Raw genomic sequence first — 19,076 nt, forward strand, 5'->3', positions numbered from 1 at the left:
GCTGAACAGCCCAGTCTCTGAATTCAGAGTCATAACGCTTTTTCATTACCTTGCACCTTCGCCCCCTTGGAAGATTGAGTCAATCAATAGAGGCGACAGGTAGGCTGACACGGGGGGAACGCGACAAAAAGTAACCAAAAAACGCTGCGCTCCGATCATCCGGCCCCTGCGCTGCGCTGCGGGGTTCCCTCACTCCGGCCTTGCTCCCGGGAGGACCGCGCTGCAGGCCCCATCCTGGGGCCCAGCGCTTGACGGGCATCCATGCCCGTCACCTCCCGCGCAAGGCCTGCGTTCGGCCTCCTGAAGTCGCGAAGATCAAAAGCCAGATCAACATCAAGATCAAGATCAAGAGCCGTGGGCGTGGCTGGGCTGCGGGTGACTTCAGTTCGCATGCACCGTAATCGCCACCAACCGCACCACCACCGGCCTCACCATCAACACACAAACGAAAGCCACTGGCATCGCCAATTGATAGGCCTTCAGCACATTGTTCAGGTACTCCGGGGTCACCCCGGCATTTGCTGCCGTGATCACGAAGCACATCAACAGCGCCATGATCGACGACATGAAAAAGGCGAAAACGTAAGGCGTAGCACCCGGGTGCAGTTTGCGTCGGCTGCGCGATTGGGACAGGTTGCTCATGTGAACTCCTGAAAGGTGAATGGAGGCGCAGGTTAGCAACCCACCCGGCCGCAGCTGTAGACCCGCCTTGCTGAGTTCTTTATAAAGAGATTCTTACGAATCCAAGAGCTCACCCATGGACCTGCTCAACGCCATCCGCAGCTTCATCAAGGTGGTCGAGGCCGGCAGCATCGCCGGCGGCGCTCGTAACCTGGGTCTTAGCCCGGCAGCGGTCAGCCAGAATCTGGCGCGCCTGGAGGGTCATCTGCAGGTGCGCCTGCTCAGCCGTACCACCCGCAGTATGGCGCTGACGCCGGCAGGTACGCAGTATTATGAGCGTGTCAGGCATATTGAACGTGACTTGGCCCTGGCCGAGCAGGCTGTCACTACGCCAGACAGCGAACCCCAAGGGCGGCTGTGCATTGCCTCGACGTCCGCTTTTGGCCGCCACGTGCTGGCGCCACTCATACCTGCCTTCAGTGCCCGCTACCCACTGCTTTCGATAGAGTTGGTAACGACTGATCGCCGGGTCAACCATGCCCGTGAAGACGTCGACGTAAGCCTGCGCATTGCCCCGCAACTGGAAGACCAACTGTTGGCCCGGCACATCGCCCGTATACCGTTCATTTGCTGTGCCTCGCCCGGTTACTTGCAAAGCGCTGGGGTGCCGGGTTCGCCCGAGGCATTGCGCGATCACCGTTGCCTGGTGTTCCGTTACCCGGTGGATGGGCGGTTTTTGCGCTGGGGCTTCATGCGTGATGGGCTGCGTTTCGAAGCGGAGTTCGGCAGCGTATTGATCAGCGACGACATCGACGCACTAACCCAGATGGCGCTGCACGATGGCGGCATCACCCGCCTGGCCGAGTTCATGGTGCGACCGCACCTGGCCAGCGGTGCGCTGGTGCCGTTGTTCGAGTACAGCGACAGTGGCCAGGCCTACGCCCAGACCGAACCAATGGACATCTACCTGTGCCTGGCCGACCGTTTCGCCATGACCGCGAAAGTGCGCGTGTTCATGGACTACCTGCGTGAATGCCTGGGGGACAGTTGGCAGGTGCAGGCATGAAAAAACCGCCACGAGGGCGGTTTTTAATGGGGTACGTACGAATCAGAAGCGGTAGGTGAGGGATGCACCGATACCGTGAGCGCTGTTCTCGTACTTGGCCTGGTAGCTGCCTTTGGTCGCGCTCACCTGATTGACCTTGGTGTCTTCTTCCCACAGGTAGGAATAGGCCACGTCGATGGTCATATCGTCGGTCGGGCTCCAGCCGGCACCCAGGCTGAACACCTTGCGGTCGCCCGTCGGGATACGTGGCGAACGGTCATGGTTGTTGGTCGGCGACTGGTCGACGGTGAAGCCGGTGCGCAGCACCCACTCCTTGTTGACCTTGTACGACGCACCAATGGCGTGGGCCCAGGTGTCATGCCAGTTCTGTTCTTCGGTGATGGTCTGGAATGCCGAACCTGCCAATGGCGCCGGGACATCGTTCTGCACGGTGATGTCTTTCAGGCGGCTCCAGCGGGTCCAGGTGCTGCCTGCATACAGGGTCCACTGGTCGTCCAGTTCATGGGTAACCGAGAAGTCGACCGATTCCGGCGTCTTGATCTTCAGTGTGGCGTCGAACTTGTTGCCGTTGAACGGCCCGATCAGCGGGGTGCTGACGCGGGTCTTGCCCTCGAGCTTGTAGTCGACCATCGAGTGGTAGGTCAGGCCGAGGCGGGTGCTGTCGGTAGCCTGTACCAGGATGCCGATGTTGTAACCAACGGCGGTATCGTCGCCCTTGATTTTCACTTCGCCATCGTTACGGCCAGGGGTAAACGGGTTGATCAGGCTCGAGCCCAGTTCACCCTTGATGCGGTTGATGGTAGGACCAAAACCGATCGAGACCTTGTCGTTGAAGGCGTAGCTGACGGTCGGCTGGAAGGTGACTACCTCGACGTGGCTCTTCTTGCCCCAGTAGCGTGCGGCATCATCGCTGCCGTAGTCGGTTACCAGGCCGAACGGTACATAGACACCGAAGCCGACGCTCCAGTGGTCGTCGATCGGCTTGACGTAGTAACCCATGGGTACGCCAACGAGAGGCACCATGTCACCATCGGTTTCCCCCCCGAGGTTGCTGCCCCGGCCCGAGATGTCGGACTTGGCGATGACGGCGGCGCCGCCCACGGTGAACTGTTCGCGTTTGAGCCGGGACATGCCGGCCGGGTTGCCAAACACGGTGCTGGCATCTTCGGCAGAAGAAGAACGTCCCGCGAAACCTGTCCCCATGCTGCTGATGCTCTGTTCGTTCAGGGCGAAGCCTGCAGCGAACAGTTGGCTGGATGCCACGGCAACAGCGACGGCGAGGGAGGTTTTGAGCATTACTTTTTTCATTATTAGAAAACTCCTTGGGATCTCCGGGGCGAAAAGCTACCAACAAATCACGCGCTGCGCCATAGTCTCAATCGCAGAAGATAGAGCGGTTTTGTAGGACAATCCGACCAAAATTCCCTTTTTTCCGGCAATGCTGTAGGACGCTTCTTAAGATACCTGTGGCAATCTCTGATCTATGCAGGTATGCCAGGCTTCAGTGAAGTCGCGCAGGCGACCTTGGGGGTGGAAAATCTGACGCCAGATCCGTCCCAGTGCCATCAGGTCGTCAGCGGCGGGTAGCACTGTGGCCTGCTCTTCGACGAGCATCCAGGCGATGGCAGTGGAATAGCGCAGGTTGACGGTGAGTTCCAGGTGCGGGCCGCCGAGGAAGGCGTGCTGGCTGGCCAGGCCGCGCACAAGGCTGGCCAGGTCGGGGTCGCGGGCCAGGTAATCGTCCCAGAGCGCCTGGTGACGGTGTTCGCCAATGCGGTAAAGGCCGTGCCCGCGTCGGTCATGCAGGGCGGACCCGAGTGCCGACTGGCTGGCGGCAATGCCCAGTAACAAGGCTTCCGCGCTGGCGCAGTGACGGTTCAGGTAGACCAGGGTGGGTCGGATCACATACTGACACAATTCATTCGCCGCAATACCCATGATGCCCTCGAGCAATTAAGGGCCGGACGGGCGCTGGAGCTTGGCAGCTGGTGAATGATCAGGCCCGCCGGAAGCGGTAAGCACCGCTCGAGTTGAAGTGTAGTGTGATAATCGTGATGTAAAGAGCTGTTTTTAAATCGATTGCTGCCTGACGTACCGGGCTATATGCCCGGAGGCAATTACGCCAAGAACGTTCAGGCAGGCTTGCGATGGGATCATTCAGCGCTTGAATGCTGCGGTATTCGCCACTCACGCAGTGAGCGATTGGCGAGTCCGGGCGATGACCGCCTGCAGCGGTTCGTTGCGGCTGTACTGTTCATGGTACAGCCGCTCGGTGTGGCAGGCGACGCCGTGTTCGTCTACCAGGGTGAAGCTGAAGCTGCCCTTGCGGGGAGCAACGAGAAGGCACTTCAACGGCGAGAAGGCCTGGGAGAGGGTGCCAATGGCAGCCTGAATCTGATGATGAGTTTGCATATTGTTGGAGGTTCCTGCTTTAAACACGGGAGATATGATCCGTGCATGATAGAAACGTTCCAGTGACGCCTTTATTAAGGGACGAACGAACCTGACTGGAACAAAGCAGCCAGAGAGAGCGCAATCAAAAGTGGGCGCTTGGGCTGACTGGTAGGTACTTCGGAAGGCAGGCAGCACGTCGGGGCCAAGGTTCTAGGCCGTCGGGTGGAATCCTGATCAATCTGTCACGTGATTCGTGCTTGAGCAGCCTTAGGCTGGCGAGTGAATCATCGAATGGGCAATCCTGCTTTCAGCAGCGCACTTTTTGGGAAGTGGGTCTGCAAGGATGTTGGGGCCCGAATTGACTTTCAGCTTGGTACTAACGAGGCGCACCTTACCGGAAATGCCGGTGCTTGGCAAGCACTACGTTTGTTCAGGTGAGCCGAGCAGTATGGCGCGTATTTGCATCGCTGTGAAGAGGGGGCAAATGGCCCGTATCCAGGCGGATGTGCCCATTTCGTGCACTCAAATGAGGGATCCTGGTGCACTTGTTCACATTCGGGGCAACGGTTGTAACAGCCCGGAAACACGCTGCAACAGGCTCGCCAATGCCTTGACTGGGCGGTTAAGTCAATGAAAAAAAACACTATTTTTAGCTGGTGAAAAAATCGTCAGTTTGAGACAAAGCCCCAATTCACGGGGCTTTGCGGGGTGTGTAAGGGGGTTGTCCACCGAGTTATCCACAGGAACTGTGGATTGTCCCGGGCGCTTGCTCTAGCACGGGCGTGCCAGCATTGCGGTGAACTGTCCGACAATCGACATGCCCCGACAGACCGGTTGGTCATCCACTCGAAAACGTCAAGAAAAGATCATTGAAATATTTTTTCAGTCCTCCAGAAATCGACAGGTCACGGCGAAAAAAAAAGAGTAGAGTGGCGCGCCTTTCGAGTTGCCAAACCTGTTGCTCATGAAGTTTCGCGGTAAACACCTCGCCAGCCCTGCTGCAACGACGCCTCCTCCCGAGCGCTTTTCCTTGAAAGTGGCCTTGTGGCTGCTCGACAGCCCGCGCCTGGGCGACAAACCCCAGGTCAAGCACTTGGCCGGGCGGCTGCTGAAGCAGCCGGCGCGTCAGGGCGTGGTGGTGGCACAGAGCCGCTTGGGGCAGATGCTGTGCCGCGATTGCGGCAACGCCCGTGACCGGCGTATTGGCCACGAACTGCTGCGCCAGGCAGCCCGCGCCGGTGACCGGCGGGCGCAGCTGGAGTATGCGCGTCTGTGCCAGCAAAACGATCCGGACCAGGCGAAGTAATGCTCCGACAAGCCCCAGGCTGATAAGCTGCACTCAATTTGCATCAGCGTGATCGGGGTAAGCATGACAGTGGATCTGGCCAGCATTCTGCTGGGCTTGGTGGCAGGTGCTTTACCCTGTCTTTTTTGGGTCATGCAGGTGCAGCGCCGCCAGGGCGCACGGCAAGGCGAGCAGGCCTTGCTCGAAGAGCGCCTCAACGCAGCCCAACTGGCCCTGGCCGGCCTGCAGGCGCAGCTGGAAGCCAGCCGCGACGAAGTCAGCGACCTCAGCGAAGCCAACACCGTCAAGCAGGCCCAGCTGGCCGCCCAAGGCCGTGAACTGGAACTGCTGCAGATCGACCGCGACAACGCCCGTGACGCTGCCCACGCCTGGAGCCTGGAACGCACCAACCGTGAAGCTGAGCTGCGTCGTCTGGAGTCGCAGGGCGCGCGCCTGGAGGCTGAACTGCGAGAGCAGCAGGAAAGCCATCAGCAGCGCCTGGAAGACCTGCAGGAAGCCCGCGACACCCTGCGCGCCCAGTTCGCCGACATGGCCACCAAGATCTTCGACGAGCGCGAGCAACGCTTCGCCCAGACCAGCCAGCAGCACTTGGGCCAGTTGCTCGACCCGCTCAAGGAGCGCATCCAGTCCTTCGAAAAACGCGTGGAAGAAAGCTATCAGCAGGAAGCCCGCGAACGCTTTTCCCTGGGCAAAGAGCTTGAGCGCCTGCAACAGCTCAACCTGCGCCTGTCCGACGAAGCCACCAACCTGACCCAGGCCCTGAAAGGCCAGAAAACCCAGGGCAACTGGGGCGAGCTGATCCTCGAACGGGTGCTGGAACATGCGGGCCTGGAAAAAGGCCGTGAATACCAGACCCAGGTCAGCCTCAAGAGCGCTGACGGCGAGCGTTTCCAGCCCGATGTACTGATCATGCTGCCCGGCGACAAACAGGTGGTGGTAGACGCCAAGGTCAGCCTTACGGCGTACCAGCAGTTTGTCGCCAACAACGACGAGGCCGCGCTCAAGCAGCACGTGCAGTCGCTGCGCAGCCACGTCAAAGGCTTGTCGAGCAAGGACTACAACCGCCTCGAAGGCCTGCACAGCCTGGATTTCGTGTTGCTGTTCGTGCCCATCGAAGCGGCCTTCTCGGCAGCCCTGCAGGCCGAGCCGAACCTGTTCCAGGAGGCCTTCGACAAGCATATCGTGATCGTCAGCCCTACCACCCTGCTGGCTACCTTGCGGGTGATCGATAGCCTGTGGAAGCAGGAGCGTCAGGGCCAGAATGCCCGGGAAATTGCCGAGCGCGCCGGCTGGCTGTACGACAAGTTCGTGTTGTTCATCCAGGACCTGGACGAGCTGGGCAGCCGCCTGCAACAGGTGGACAAGGCTTATGCCGCTGCCCGTAACAAGCTGTGCGAAGGGCGCGGCAACCTGGTCAGCCGCAGCGAACAGCTGAAACTGCTGGGCGCCCGCGCCAGCAAGAGCCTGCCAGCAGACTTGCTGGAACGGGCGCTGTCCGATGAGGTGCCGGACGCCGCAGTCACTGAACCTGGCTCAGATGGCGATTGAGCATGGCGCGCAAGGCTGCCGGCTTGACCGGTTTGGCCAGGTAATCCAGGCCTGCCGCATGCACCATGGCGATGGTTTCCTTGCTGCCGTCGGCGCTGATCACCACGCCTGGCACCGGTTCACCCAGGCGCGCACGTAGCCAGCCCATCAGCCCGGTGCCGGTCTCGCCGTCATCCAGGTGGTAGTCCACCAGTGCCAGATGCGGGCGCATGCCCTTGGCCAGCAGGGCTTCGCATTCGGCCTGGTTGCGCGCGGTCCACACCTGGCAACCCCAGCGGCTGAGCAGGCTGTTCATGCCAATCAGGATGCTGTCTTCGTTGTCCACGCACAGCACTTGCAGGCCGGCCAGTGGCTGGCCACCCTGTTGTTCCGCGGGAGCGCTTGGCGCCGGGGCGGCCTGGCGGGCAATCGGCACGCAGACGCGAAACACCGTGCCTTTGCCCGGCCACGAGCGCACTTCCAGCGGGTGCCCCAGCACCCGGCACAGGCCATCGGCAATCGCCAGGCCCAGGCCCAGGCCTTTTTCGGCGCGGGTCTGGTGGCTGTCCAGGCGCTTGAACTCCTGGAAGATCACTTGCAGCTTGTCGTCGGCGATGCCCGGGCCACGGTCCCACACTTCCAGCCACAGGCGCTCGCCCTGGCGGCGCGCGCCCAGCAGGATCGGGCTCTTGCCGTAGCGCAGGGCATTGGTGAGGAAGTTCTGCAGTACCCGGCGCAACAGCTTCATGTCGCTGTCTACCCGCAGGCGGCTGCCACGCAGGCGGAACTCCAGGTTTTTCTCGGCTGCCAGCACCTTGAACTCGGCACCCAGCGTGTCGAACAGTTCGTTGAGGGCGAAGGGCTTGGCGTCTGGGGTGATCTTGCCGTTTTCCAGGCGCGAGATGTCCAGCAGGTCGCTGATCAGCTCTTCGGCCGAGCGCAGCGAGCTGTCCATGTGCTGCACCAACTGCTGGGCCTCTTCGTTCATGCCCTCCGCCTGCTGCGACAGGGCGGCGGAGAACAGGCGGGCGGCGTTCAGGGGTTGCATCAGGTCATGGCTGACCGCGGCCAGGAAGCGGGTTTTGGACTTGCTGACCGCTTCGGCCTGGCTCTTGGCTTCGGACAACGCATGGTTCAGTTGCGACAGTTCGTGGGTGCGCTCGGCCACCCGTTGCTCCAGGCCTTCGTTGGCATCGCGCAGGGCCTGCTCGGCCTCACGGAACGGAGTGATGTCGGTGAAGCTCATGACGAAGCCGCCACCCGGCATCGGGTTGCCGATCAGTTCGATCACCCGGCCATTGGGGAACAGCCGTTCGGAAGAGTGCGCGCGGCCTTGGCGCATCCAGTGCAGGCGCCGCGCCACATGCACCTGCGCTTCGCCCGGGCCGCACAGGCCGCGCTCGGCGTTGTAGCGGATGATGTCGGCAATCGGCCGGCCCACGCTGATCAGCCCGTCGGGGTAGTTGAACAGCTCCAGGTAGCGACGGTTCCACGCTACCAGGTGCAGGTTCTGGTCGACCACGCTGATGCCCTGGTTGATGTTCTCGATGGCGCCTTGCAGCAGCGCGCGGTTGAACTGCAGCACCTCGCTGGCTTCGTCGGCAATGCGTACCACGTCTTCCAGCTGCATGTCGCGGCCTTCGATGGCGGCCTTGACCACGGCGCGGGTCGATGAGGTGCCGAGCACCCCGGCCAGCAGGCGTTCGGTGTGTTCGATCCAGTCGCCGTCGGCATTCTGGTTGGGGTTGAAGCCCTTGCCCTGGCGGTAGGCGAAGCGGATGAAGCTCTGCCGGGCGCGTTCTTCACCGACAAAACGCGAGGCCAGGGTCAGCAGGTCGTCGATCTGCACTGCCAGCAGCGGTTTGCTGCTGGGGCGGGCGCTGGTCTGCTGGCCGATGAAGCGGCCGGCCTGCCAATGCTCGGAAACCCGTGTGCGCGACAGCACCGAAACCCAGGCGAACAGGGTGAAGTTGCCCGCCAGCGACAGCACCACCCCCTGGGTCAACGGGCTGATCGGCAGGCCCAGCGGGTTGCCGTGCAGCCACGCCAGCCCCGGGAACAGCTGCAGCGACCAGCCCAGGCTGTGCGCGGCAATCGGCAGGACCAAGGTGTAGAACCACAGGAAGATACCTGCCGCCAGGCCGGCGAACACGCCGCGGCGGTTGGCCTGCTTCCAGTACAGCGCGCCGAGCATGGCCGGGGTGAGCTGGGTGACGGCGGCGAAGGCGATCTGGCCGATGGTCGCCAGGCTGGCGGTGGAGCCCAGCAGTCGGTAGCTGACGTAGGCCAGCAGCAGGATCACCACAATGGTTACCCGGCGTACCGAGAGCATCCAGTGGCGGAACGCCTCGAACGGCCGCTCGGCGTTGTTGCGCCGCAGCAGCCAGGGCAGCAGCATGTCGTTGGACACCATGGTCGACAGCGCCACCGCCTCGACGATGACCATGCCGGTGGCTGCCGAAGCGCCGCCAATGAATGCCAGCAGGGCCAGGCTCGGGTGCGCCTCGGCCAGTGGCAGGCTGATGACGAACGAGTCGGAGATCACCGTGCCTGGCAGCAGCATCTGCCCGGCCAGGGCAATCGGCACCACGAACAGCGCGGCCAGCGCCAGGTACATCGGAAACACCCAGCGCGCCAGGCGCATGTCCTGGGGTTCGATGTTCTCCACCACGGTGACGTGAAACTGCCGCGGCAGGCAGATGATCGCCATCATCGCCACAGCGGTTTGCACCACCATCGACGGCCAGTTGATGGTCTCTTGCCAATAGTCCTGTAAGTGGATCGACTGGCGTGCCTGGCTGAACAGGTCGTCGAAGCCGTCGTACAGGTTGAACACGACGAATATGCCCACGGCCAGGAAGGCCAGCAACTTGATCAGCGATTCGAAGGCAATCGCCAGGACCATGCCCCGGTGGTGTTCGGTCACGTCCAGGCTGCGGGTGCCGAACACGATGGCGAACAGTGCCAGCACCAGTGACACCACCAGCGCGGTGTCCTGCACGCGGGTGCCGGTGGCGTCGGCGTTGGCCCCGATCAGCAGGTTGACGCCCAGCACGATGCCTTTGAGCTGCAGGGCAATGTACGGCAACACGCCGACCAGGCAGATCAGCGCCACCACCACCGCCAGGGTTTGCGACTTGCCGTAGCGTGCGGCGATGAAGTCGGCGATTGAGGTGATGTTCTGCTGTTTGCTGATCAGCACCATCTTCTGCAGCACCCAGGGCGCGAAGACCATCAGCAGCACCGGGCCCAGGTAGATCGGCAGGAAGGCCCAGAGCTGCTCGGCGGCCTGGCCGACCGCGCCGAAGAAGGTCCAGCTGGTGCAGTACACGGCCAGCGACAGGCTGTACACCCAGGCGCGCAGTTTCGGCGGCAACGGCGTGCTGCGGCGGTCACCATAGAAGGCGATGGCGAACATGACGGCCATATAGGCCAGGGCGACCACGGCGATCAGCCCGCTGGACAACGACATGAAGACTCCGAAGCAAAAAATATAACGCGGTCCCGATCAACCAGTCTGGCACGCAGGCGCCGCTTCGTCAGCGCAGACGATGGTCGCAGTGGCAGGTGGTCGCAGGTTGCATGATAAGCCTGTGCTGGCCTCTTCGCGGGTGAACCCGCTCCCACAGGTACGGCGCTGCCCTCAAGGCATGTGATATCCCTGTGGGAGCGGGTTCACCCGCGAAGAGGCCGGCACAACCAACATCAATTACTGCGGGTACCCAGCCAGTAAAACACCCCCGCCAGTATCACCGACAGCACCAGCAGGTAGAAGATCACCCCCGGCCACAGGTGCACCAGGGCAAACCCCACCATCACCGGCCCCAGCGCCGCCCCGAGGTTGGACAGGTTCTGCGCGCCGTAATACACCCCGCGCAAATGCTCCGGGGCGATCAGGTCGATGAACATGTACTCGGCAGGGATCACGATGATCTCGCCCAAGGTGAACACCAGCATCGCCAGGCACCACGCCAGCACCGAGCCTGCCAACGAAAAGCCCAGCAGCCCGGCGATGAACAGGGCCATGCCGGCCAGCAGCCAGGGCATCAGGCGCTGGCGGCTTATGCGTCGGCCAATCAGGTACTGCAGGGCAATCACCGTCACCGCGTTGGTGGTGACCAGGTAGCCGACCAGCCGCGCGGCTTGCGCCGGGCTGCTGGTTACCACCAGGTACTGCGACAGGTAGGCGGTGAACTGGCCAAACACCACCGCGCTCAGCACCCCGCCCAGGGTGAAATACACCAGCCGGCGGTCACGCGCCAGCCCAAGCGCCACCTGGCCGAAGCCGGCCGCTGGCTTGTCCGGCGCGCTGGTCTGCAGGCTACGGTCGCCAAGACGCCAGTAAGCCAGGCACATGCCCAGGCCAAGCAGGGCCGAGGCGATGAACGGCATGTGGTCCTCCAGCTCCAGCATGGCGACGCCCAGCAACGGGCCGGCTGCGTAGCCGACATTGCTGAGGGTGTACTTGATGGCGAACACCTCGGCCCGCTCTTCCACCGGCAGCAAAGCGCAGAAGCCTGCCTTGGCGGCGATGTCGACTACGGCCAGGGCCAGGTTGATCAGCACCAGGCACAAAAAGAACAACAGCGCCGATTCGCTGGCGACCGCGCCGACGAAGGCCAGGGCGAACAGCAGGGTGCTTGCGCTGACCAACGTGTGGTTGCGCAAGGTGTCGACCAGATGGCCGCCATACAGGCTCAGCAGCGAGGCGATGATCAGCGCACCACCGATCAGCAGGCCGATCTGGCTGATCGGCAGCAGGAAGTTGTCGGCCAGGTACACCACCAGGTAGGGCAGGGTAAGGGCGCGGGCGACAGTGAGGGTGAAGGTGGTCAGCAGCAGCAGGCGTACGGTATGCGGGTAGCGTTTCAGGGCGGCGAGCATTGCCACGTCCTTGTTGTGGAATAGCCGATTGGGAGCATATGCCACCTGGGGTTTGCCTGCACTGGCCTCATCACCGACAAGCCAGCGCTCTCAAAGGAACAGGGTCAGGCATGGCATCAGGCCGAAACCGGGGACGATTGTGCTGGCGTTTTTCCGATCTCCAAGGCACTCAAGGCATCAGTTCAAAGCGGGCTGTCTGCACGTTTTGCGAGTCCAGGCCGACCATCACGTCGAACCAGCCCGGTTCGATGACCCAGCGCAGGTTGCGGTCAACGAAGCTGAACGCGGAGGGAGGCAGATGAAGGGTAACTTCCCGTGTTTGCCCGGGGGCGAGCAACAGCTTGTCGAAACCTTTCAACTCTTTCACGGGCCGGCTCACCGAGGCGCGACGGTCACGGATGTACAGTTGCACGACTGTTTCCCCTGCACGCAAACCTTCGTTGCGGACAGTTACCTGCACTTGCAGGCTTTGCCCGGCCTGCAGCCGTGTGCTGGACAAGCGTGGCGAAGAGACACTGAAGCTTGTGTAGCTCAAGCCATGGCCAAAAGGGTAGAGCGGCGTATCGTCGATGTCGTAGTAGCGCGAGCGGTAGGCAACCGGATGTGCCGGGTCGAACGGCCGCCCGGTGTTGAGGTGGTTGTAGTAGAGGGGGACCTGGCCGACGCTGCGCGGAAAGGTAACCGGTAATTTACCGGACGGGTTGTACTCGCCAAACAGCACATCGGCGATGGCATTGCCGCCTTCGCTGCCGCTGAACCAGGTTTCCAGCACGGCATCGGCCCATTGGCTTTCTTCACTGATGGTCAGCGCGCGGCCATTCATCAGTACCAGCACCAGCGGCTTGCCGGTCGCCTTGAGTGCGCGCAGCAGGGCACGTTGCTGTCCCGGCAGGTTCAGCTCGGTCCTGCTGGCGCCCTCGTGGGACATGCCGCGCGCCTCACCCAGCGCCACCACCACGACATCCGCCCGACGAGCCGCGGCCACTGCCTCGGCGCGCAGGGTTTCAGCTGGGCGTGGGTCGAAGTTGACCTGGTTATCGGCAAGCAGCGCGAATGCCTGCGGGCTGTCACTGATGTTCGCCCCCTTTGCATACAGCAGGCGTGCGTTGGCGGCCTGGCCACTTTGCAGCCCCTGGCGCAGCGTCACTGCCTGTTCGGCTTTGCCATTGGCGTGCCAGCTGCCAAGGATGTCCACGGCATTGTCGGCCAGCGGGCCGATCAGGGCGATGGTTGCGTGCCGGCTCAACGGCAGTACCTCATCATGGTTTTTCAGCAATACCAGCGAGCGGCGAGCCATGTCCCGGGCGTGGGTACGGTGCTGGCGACTGGCTTGGTTGTCAGGGCCGCTGCCTGGCTGCAAACGGCGGTAGGGCGCCTCGAACAGGCCAAGGTCGTATTTGGTGGCCAGCACCTGGCGTACGGCATTGTCGAGTTGTTGCTCTGTCACCTGCCCTTGGTTGACCAGGCTTGTCAGGCCACGGGCAAAGTGGCGGTCGCTCATGCTCATTTGCGTGCCGGCAGCGAGAGCGGCATGCGCTGCCTGGTTACCGTCCTCAGCCACGCCATGGGCGATCAGTTCCTCGACGGCGCCGTGGTCACTGATGACCAGGCCTTTGAACTGCCATTGCTGGCGCAGGATGTCGTGCAGCAGCCAGCCGTTGGCGGTCGCCGGAACACCGTTGAGGCTGGTCAATGCAGTCATGACTGCGCCCGCCCCGGCATCCAGGGCGGCCTTGAAAGGCGGCAGGTACTCCTCGACAAGACGGCGTTCGCTCATGTCCGAGGTGTTGTAGTCACGGCCGCCCTCGACCGCGCCATAACCGGCAAAATGCTTGGCACACGCCATCAGGCTGTCGGACGCGCCCAGGGTCGGCCCCTGCAAGGCACGTATCACTGTGCCGGCGATGCGCGACACAAGGTAGGTGTCTTCGCCATAGCCTTCCGAGATCCTGCCCCAGCGCGGGTCGCGGCTGATGTCCAGCATGGGGGCGAAGGTCATGTCCAGGCCGTCGGCGGTGGCCTCGAGCGCGGCTACCCGGGCACTTTTGCCGATCGCCTGCAAGTCCCAGCTGGAGGCCTGGCCCAGGTTGATGGGGAATATGGTCCGTTGGCCGTGTACCACATCTCCGGCAAAAAACAGCGGGATGCGCAGGCGGCTGCGCTGCACCGCGGCATCCTGCAGTTCGCGCAAGCCTGCCTGGCTGGCAGCGGGGGCGGTGAACATCGCACCGACTTGCCCATTTGCGATGGTGTCGAGCATCGCCTGAGGATTCGGGCCGGCACCCGCATACTCCATGCGCAACTGGCCGACCTTTTCCTGCAGCGTCATCTGCGCCAGCAGGCTGTCGACAAACCGGTCCTTGTTTGTTTGCATGTCCGTGGCTGCAGCGTGGGGCGCCATCAGCCACAACGCCAAGGAAACGGCGATCCGCCCTGTAATCATGCTTGGGCTGGCAAGTGTTTTTTTCATTCCATTGAGTCGCGCTTGATCAAACTCGCACAGTGGCGCCTGGACGATGCAACTCGCTACTGGTAGTTCTGTCAGTTGACATCGACGATGTGGCTTTGCATGGCCCGCGCGCATTCTAATAAGGCAACTGCCATCCGTGGCTGAACCCAGGACCAAGGACGATGAGTCACTCCTCGCAATTCACCTTGCTCGGCAAGCGGCGCTTCCTGCCGTTTTTCATCACCCAGTCGCTGGGTGCCTTCAACGACAACCTGTTCAAGCAATCGCTGATCCTGGCGATCCTGTTCAAGCTCAGCCTGGGCGACGGTGACCGTTCGATCTGGGTCAACCTGTGCGCCTTGCTGTTCATCCTGCCGTTTTTTCTGTTTTCGGCGCTGGGCGGGCAGTTTGGCGAGAAGTTCGCCAAGGACGCGCTGATCCGTGCGATCAAACTGGCCGAGATCGTCATCATGGCAATCGGTGCACTCGGCTTCATCACCAACCACCTGGCGCTGATGCTGGTGGCGCTGTTCGGCATGGGTACCCACTCGGCGCTGTTCGGCCCGGTGAAGTACTCGATCCTGCCGCAGGCCCTGCGCGAGGAAGAACTGGTCGGCGGTAACGGCCTGGTGGAAACCGGCACTTTCCTCGCCATCCTGGCCGGCACCATCGGCGCCGGGGTGATGATGTCGGCCGACAGCTATGCCACGGTGGTGGCCGGTGGGGTGGTCGGCACCGCGGTGCTCGGCTACCTGGCCAGCCGCTGGATCCCGCGGGCCGCTGCCGCTTCGCCGAACATGCCGCTGGACTGGAACATCTTCAGGCAGTCGTGGGCGATCCTGCGCATGGGCCTGGGGCAGCCGCCCGCCGTGTCGCGCTCGATCGTGGGTAACTCGTGGTTCTGGTTTGTCGGTGCCATCTACCTCACGCAGATCCCGGCCTATGCCAAGGACTGGCTGCACGGCGATGGCACGGTGGTGACCCTGGTGCTGACGCTGTTCTCGGTAGGTATCGCCCTGGGTTCGCTGCTGTGTGAACGGCTTAGCGGGCGCAAGGTGGAGATCGGCCTGGTGCCGTTTGGCTCCTTCGGCCTGACCCTGTTCGGCCTGCTGTGGTGGTGGCATTCCGGCGATGTGCCGGCTGCAGCAGTGCCGCACGACTGGCTGGCGCTGCTGGGCATGGGCCAGGCCTGGTGGATCCTGCTGTCGATCGTCGGCCTTGGCGTGTTCGGTGGCTTCTACATCGTGCCGCTGTATGCGCTGATCCAGGCCCGCACGGTCGAAGACCAGCGCGCCCGGGTAATTGCGGCCAACAACATCCTCAATGCCTTGTTCATGGTGGTGTCGGCAGTGCTCACCATCATCCTGATGGGCCTGGCCGAGCTGAGCATCCCGCAGCTGTTCCTGGTGGTGTCGCTGCTTAATATCGCGGTCAACGCTTACATCTTCAGGATCGTGCCCGAGTTCACCATGCGCTTCCTGATCTGGCTGCTCAGCCATTCGATGTACCGCGTGCAGCACCGCGACCTTGAGCGCATTCCCGACGAAGGCGCAGCATTGCTGGTGTGCAACCACGTGTCGTTCGTCGATGCGTTGCTGTTGGGCGGGGCGATCCGCCGGCCTATCCGCTTTGTCATGTACTACAAGATTTACAACCTGCCAGTGCTCAACTTCGTGTTCCGCACCGCAGGCGCCATCCCGATTGCCGGGCGCAACGAAGACCCCGCCACATACGAGCGTGCCTTCGCGCGTATTGCCAAGTACCTGGCCGAGGGTGAGTTGGTGTGCATCTTTCCGGAGGGCAAATTGACCGGCGATGGTGAGATCGATGTGTTCAAGGGCGGCGTCAACCGCATCCTCGAAGAAACCCCGGTGCCGGTGATCCCGGTGGCCTTGCAGGGGTTGTGGGGCAGCTTCTTCAGCCGTGACCCGGCCAAGGGCTTCTTCAAGCGCCTGTGGTCGCGGGTGACCATCGTGGCGGGCGCCGCCATCCCGGTGGAGGCAGCGCAGCCTGAGCTGTTGCGCGAACAGGTCAGCCGCTTGCGCGGTGACCTGCGCTAGGGGAGGGGGCTAGCTGGCGCTGACTTTCAGGCCGACAAGGCCGCAGATGATCAGCGCCACACTGACCAGCCGTACCAGGGCCATGGACTCGCCGAACAGGATGATACCGGCGATGACTGTGCCGACTGCGCCAACACCGGTCCAGATGGCATAGGCGGTGCCCAGCGGCAGTTCTTTCATGGCCAGGCCCAGCAGGCCCAGGCTTATGACCATGGCGCCGACCGTGAGTACGGTGGGAATCGGTTTGCTGAAGCCGTCGGTGTATTTCAGGCCCACGGCCCAGCCGACCTCGAACAGGCCGGCGAAGAACAGGATGATCCAGGACATGAGTGTGTCTCCATCGTTTGAATGATGGGGCCGTCCCCGGAATGGTCACGCGGTGCGTCGTGAGGCCGTCCTCACAGTGGGCACTATGGTGCACACCTGCAGGGTTGGAGGCAAGCCTGTGCTGGCCTCTTCGCGGGCTCGCCCGCTCCCACAGGGATCGCACAATGTTCAGCCCTGTGGTGATCCTGTGGGAGCGGGTTTACCCGCGAAGAGGCCAGTACAGGCACCATCAATGCCTGGCAGGCTCCACTTCTTCAGCTTCCACCGCAGGCTCGTCCATCCGCCGGAACCAGGTCGACAGCAACGCCCCGGAAATATTGTGCCAAACACTGAACAGCGCACTCGGCACCGCCGCCAATGGCGAAAAGTGCGCCGCCGCCAGTGCGGCGCCCAGCCCGGAGTTCTGCATGCCCACTTCCAGCGCCAGCGACTTGCGCTGGGCCAGTGGCAGTTTGCACAGCTTGCCGGTCAGGTAGCCCAGCAAATAGCCGAAGCTGTTGTGCAGCATCACCACCGCCATGATCAACAGCCCCGACTCGGCGATCTTCGCCTGGCTGGCCGCCACCACTGCGCACACGATCATCACGATGCTCACCACCGATACCAGCGGCAGCACCTGCACCGCCGCCTGCACCCGGGCACCCAGCAGGCGCTGCGCCAGCACGCCGAGCACGATCGGCAGCATCACCAGCTGAAGGATCGACCAGAACATGTCCATGAAGGACACCGGCAACCAGGCCGACGCCAGGAACCAGATCAGCGCCGGGGTCAGTAGCGGCGCCAGCAGGGTGGTGACTGCAGCAATCGCCACGGCCAGTGCCAGGTCCCCGCGTGACAGCCATACCATCACGTTCGAGGCCGTGCCGCTTGGGCAGCAGCCGACCAGGATCACACCCACGGCAATTTCCGGCGGCAGGTGGAACAGCTGGCACAGCAGCCAGGCCATGCCCGGCATGATCACAAAGTGCGCGACCACCCCCAGCATCACCCGCCAGGGCTGGCGGGCGAGGGCGGCAAAGTCGTCGAGTTTGAGGGTGAGGCCCATGCCGAACATCACCAGCCCCAGCAGCGGCACGATGGCGACCTTCAGGGCGATGAACCATTGCGGTTGCAGGAAGGCCAGCACGGCAAACACCAGCACCCACAGGGCGAAGGTATTGCCGACGAAGCGGCTTAAGGCGGCGAGGGCACGCATGGGGCAATTCCTTTTCTATTTATAGCTTTATTAAATTCACTGGCCCTTTCGCGGGTGAACCCGCTCCCACAGGTACTGCACAAGACTGGGTATCTGTGCGGTCTCTGTGGGAGCGGGTTCACCCGCGAAGAGGCCGGTACTGGCGAAAAATCACTTTCAGGCCAGCACCGGCATTTCAAAACATCAGACCCCTTGCGGAATCTCCTCCCCACCCAGCGCCTCGAACAGCACCGGCAGGAACTCGGTAAAGGTCATCATCATCAGCAGGAAGCTGGCATCGAACTGCTGCGCCGCCTCATCGCCACCGTCCTGCTCGGCCTGCTCCTGCAGCAGCTCTTCGAACTTCAGGCGCTTGATCACCATCTTGTCGTCCAGAATGAACGACAGCTTGTCCTGCCAGGCCAGGGCCAGTTGGGTCACCACCTTGCCAGTGCTCAGGTGCAGCTGGATTTCTTCGCCGGTCAGGTCCTGGCGCTTGCAGCGTACGATGCCGCCGTCTTCGGCGGTGTCACGCAGTTCGCACTCGTCCAGCACATAGAAACCTTCGGCGGTTTGCTGCGACTTGACCCAGTCGGTCATCGTGGCCACCGGTGCAATCTTCACTGTGGCCGGGCGCACCGGCAGCGAGCCCATTACTTCGCGCAGGGTCGACAGCAGGTCTTCGGCACGCTTGGCGCTGGCCGAGTTCACCAGGATCACACCCAGGCGCGGGGCAATGGCGGCGAAGATCATCGAACGGCGGATGAACGCACGCGGCAGGAAGGCCTGGATGATCTCGTCCTTGATCTGGTCGCGTTCTTTTTTATAGACCTTGCGCATCTGCTCGGTTTCGATCTCTTCGACCTTTTCCTTGACCGCGTCGTTGACCACGCTGCTCGGCAGGATGCGTTCTTCCTTGCGCGCGGCAATCAGCAGGAACTCGCCGCTGACATGCACCAGGGGAGCGTCTTCGCCTTTGCCGAACGGCGCGACGAAACCATAGGTGGTCAGCTCCTGGCTGGCGCAGGGGCGGGCCGGCTTGCTGGCCAGGGCGGCTTCCAGCGCTTCAGGCTCGAACGGGACTTCCTGGGTCAGGCGGTAGGTCAGCAGGTTCTTGAACCACATGAGGGGTAACTCTCCTTAATGCATAAGGCGGGCATTATTCTCCGAGCGGTGCTCTCAGGCCAACCCTGTCAGAGGGCCAGCAGTGGCTTATGCATAAAAGAAACACCCGGTAACGCTAGGTCTTTGAAAGGCATGAGGTTTTT

Annotated in this window: 13 protein-coding genes and 1 pseudogene; 4 read left to right on the plus strand and 10 right to left on the minus strand. The window is 62.4% G+C overall.

The genetic code is table 11. The features are described from left to right. Nucleotides 1–381: 381 nt before the first annotated feature. Complete coding sequence (locus tag AK81_RS22980; RefSeq protein WP_043202825.1) at nucleotides 382–642, minus strand: DUF2798 domain-containing protein; 261 nt, start codon at nucleotides 640–642, stop codon at nucleotides 382–384. A gap of 115 nt (nucleotides 643–757) precedes the next feature. Between AK81_RS22980 and AK81_RS22985 the strand changes: the two genes are divergently transcribed. After that, a complete protein-coding gene (locus AK81_RS22985) occupies nucleotides 758–1,687 on the plus strand; it encodes a LysR family transcriptional regulator (RefSeq protein ID WP_043202826.1) in 930 nt (309 codons plus the stop codon). Between the two features lie 42 nt (nucleotides 1,688–1,729). Here AK81_RS22985 and AK81_RS22990 read toward each other — a convergent pair whose 3' ends face one another. From AK81_RS22990 to AK81_RS23000, 3 genes are all read right to left on the minus strand, one after another. Next, nucleotides 1,730–2,995, minus strand: coding sequence for an OmpP1/FadL family transporter (locus AK81_RS22990; RefSeq protein ID WP_043202828.1), 1,266 nt, complete (start codon nucleotides 2,993–2,995; stop codon nucleotides 1,730–1,732). A gap of 147 nt (nucleotides 2,996–3,142) precedes the next feature. After that, nucleotides 3,143–3,625, minus strand: a complete 483-nt coding sequence (locus AK81_RS22995) for a hypothetical protein (protein ID WP_043202830.1) — start codon at nucleotides 3,623–3,625, stop codon at nucleotides 3,143–3,145. Nucleotides 3,626–3,874: 249 nt separating this feature from the next. After that, a complete protein-coding gene (locus AK81_RS23000; protein ID WP_043202833.1) occupies nucleotides 3,875–4,099 on the minus strand; it encodes a hypothetical protein in 225 nt (74 codons plus the stop codon). Nucleotides 4,100–5,045: 946 nt separating this feature from the next. Between AK81_RS23000 and AK81_RS23005 the strand changes: the two are divergent. Both AK81_RS23005 and rmuC read left to right on the plus strand, forming a co-directional pair. Next, nucleotides 5,046–5,384: pseudogene (locus tag AK81_RS23005) on the plus strand (sel1 repeat family protein); the annotation flags it as partial. Between the two features lie 180 nt (nucleotides 5,385–5,564). Continuing rightward, nucleotides 5,565–6,935 (plus strand): DNA recombination protein RmuC, encoded by a 1,371-nt coding sequence (rmuC, locus tag AK81_RS23010; RefSeq protein WP_162491987.1) that lies wholly within the window; start codon nucleotides 5,565–5,567, stop codon nucleotides 6,933–6,935. Here the strand turns inward: rmuC and AK81_RS23015 are convergent. The 3 genes from AK81_RS23015 to bglX all read right to left on the minus strand — a co-directional run bounded on the left by AK81_RS23015 (nucleotide 6,907) and on the right by bglX (nucleotide 14,241). Further along, nucleotides 6,907–10,386: a hybrid sensor histidine kinase/response regulator gene (locus tag AK81_RS23015; RefSeq protein ID WP_043202837.1), complete on the minus strand. Its 3,480-nt coding sequence runs from the start codon at nucleotides 10,384–10,386 to the stop codon at nucleotides 6,907–6,909. The genes rmuC and AK81_RS23015 overlap by 29 nt on opposite strands. Before the next feature lie 233 nt (nucleotides 10,387–10,619). Continuing rightward, complete coding sequence (locus AK81_RS23020; protein WP_043202838.1) at nucleotides 10,620–11,798, minus strand: MFS transporter; 1,179 nt, start codon at nucleotides 11,796–11,798, stop codon at nucleotides 10,620–10,622. 169 nt (nucleotides 11,799–11,967) lie between these two features. Further along, the gene (gene bglX, locus AK81_RS23025) at nucleotides 11,968–14,241 is read right to left on the minus strand and encodes a beta-glucosidase BglX (RefSeq protein WP_043202839.1); all 2,274 of its coding nucleotides are present in this window, start codon (nucleotides 14,239–14,241) and stop codon (nucleotides 11,968–11,970) included. Nucleotides 14,242–14,429: 188 nt separating this feature from the next. On the opposite strand from bglX, the gene AK81_RS23030 reads away from it, so the two are divergent. Next, nucleotides 14,430–16,307, plus strand: coding sequence for a 1-acyl-sn-glycerol-3-phosphate acyltransferase (locus AK81_RS23030; RefSeq protein ID WP_043202840.1), 1,878 nt, complete (start codon nucleotides 14,430–14,432; stop codon nucleotides 16,305–16,307). A 9-nt stretch (nucleotides 16,308–16,316) separates the two neighbouring features. Here the strand turns inward: AK81_RS23030 and sugE are convergent, their stop codons facing one another. The 3 genes from sugE to rdgC all read right to left on the minus strand — a co-directional run bounded on the left by sugE (nucleotide 16,317) and on the right by rdgC (nucleotide 18,933). Continuing rightward, complete coding sequence (gene sugE, locus AK81_RS23035) at nucleotides 16,317–16,634, minus strand: quaternary ammonium compound efflux SMR transporter SugE (RefSeq protein WP_016501077.1); 318 nt, start codon at nucleotides 16,632–16,634, stop codon at nucleotides 16,317–16,319. Nucleotides 16,635–16,863: 229 nt separating this feature from the next. Next, nucleotides 16,864–17,829, minus strand: coding sequence for a bile acid:sodium symporter family protein (locus tag AK81_RS23040; protein ID WP_043202841.1), 966 nt, complete (start codon nucleotides 17,827–17,829; stop codon nucleotides 16,864–16,866). Between the two features lie 183 nt (nucleotides 17,830–18,012). Further along, nucleotides 18,013–18,933, minus strand: a complete 921-nt coding sequence (gene rdgC / locus AK81_RS23045) for a recombination-associated protein RdgC (protein WP_043202842.1) — start codon at nucleotides 18,931–18,933, stop codon at nucleotides 18,013–18,015. Nucleotides 18,934–19,076: the final 143 nt, after the last annotated feature.

It is taken from the genome of Pseudomonas putida W15Oct28 (assembly GCF_000708715.2).
GTDB lineage: Bacteria > Pseudomonadota > Gammaproteobacteria > Pseudomonadales > Pseudomonadaceae > Aquipseudomonas > Aquipseudomonas putida_R.

What these genes read in the sequence shown, in the direction of transcription:
- AK81_RS22980 (WP_043202825.1), bottom strand. Translation starts at nt 642, where the DNA reads ATGAGCAACCTGTCCCAATCGCGCAGCCGACGCAAACTGCACCCGGGT.
- AK81_RS22985 (WP_043202826.1), top strand. Translation starts at nt 758, where the DNA reads ATGGACCTGCTCAACGCCATCCGCAGCTTCATCAAGGTGGTCGAGGCC.
- AK81_RS22990 (WP_043202828.1), bottom strand. Translation starts at nt 2,995, where the DNA reads ATGAAAAAAGTAATGCTCAAAACCTCCCTCGCCGTCGCTGTTGCCGTG.
- AK81_RS22995 (WP_043202830.1), bottom strand. Translation starts at nt 3,625, where the DNA reads ATGGGTATTGCGGCGAATGAATTGTGTCAGTATGTGATCCGACCCACC.
- AK81_RS23000 (WP_043202833.1), bottom strand. Translation starts at nt 4,099, where the DNA reads ATGCAAACTCATCATCAGATTCAGGCTGCCATTGGCACCCTCTCCCAG.
- AK81_RS23015 (WP_043202837.1), bottom strand. Translation starts at nt 10,386, where the DNA reads ATGTCGTTGTCCAGCGGGCTGATCGCCGTGGTCGCCCTGGCCTATATG.
- AK81_RS23020 (WP_043202838.1), bottom strand. Translation starts at nt 11,798, where the DNA reads ATGCTCGCCGCCCTGAAACGCTACCCGCATACCGTACGCCTGCTGCTG.
- bglX (WP_043202839.1), bottom strand. Translation starts at nt 14,241, where the DNA reads ATGATTACAGGGCGGATCGCCGTTTCCTTGGCGTTGTGGCTGATGGCG.
- AK81_RS23030 (WP_043202840.1), top strand. Translation starts at nt 14,430, where the DNA reads ATGAGTCACTCCTCGCAATTCACCTTGCTCGGCAAGCGGCGCTTCCTG.
- sugE (WP_016501077.1), bottom strand. Translation starts at nt 16,634, where the DNA reads ATGTCCTGGATCATCCTGTTCTTCGCCGGCCTGTTCGAGGTCGGCTGG.
- AK81_RS23040 (WP_043202841.1), bottom strand. Translation starts at nt 17,829, where the DNA reads ATGCGTGCCCTCGCCGCCTTAAGCCGCTTCGTCGGCAATACCTTCGCC.
- rdgC (WP_043202842.1), bottom strand. Translation starts at nt 18,933, where the DNA reads ATGTGGTTCAAGAACCTGCTGACCTACCGCCTGACCCAGGAAGTCCCG.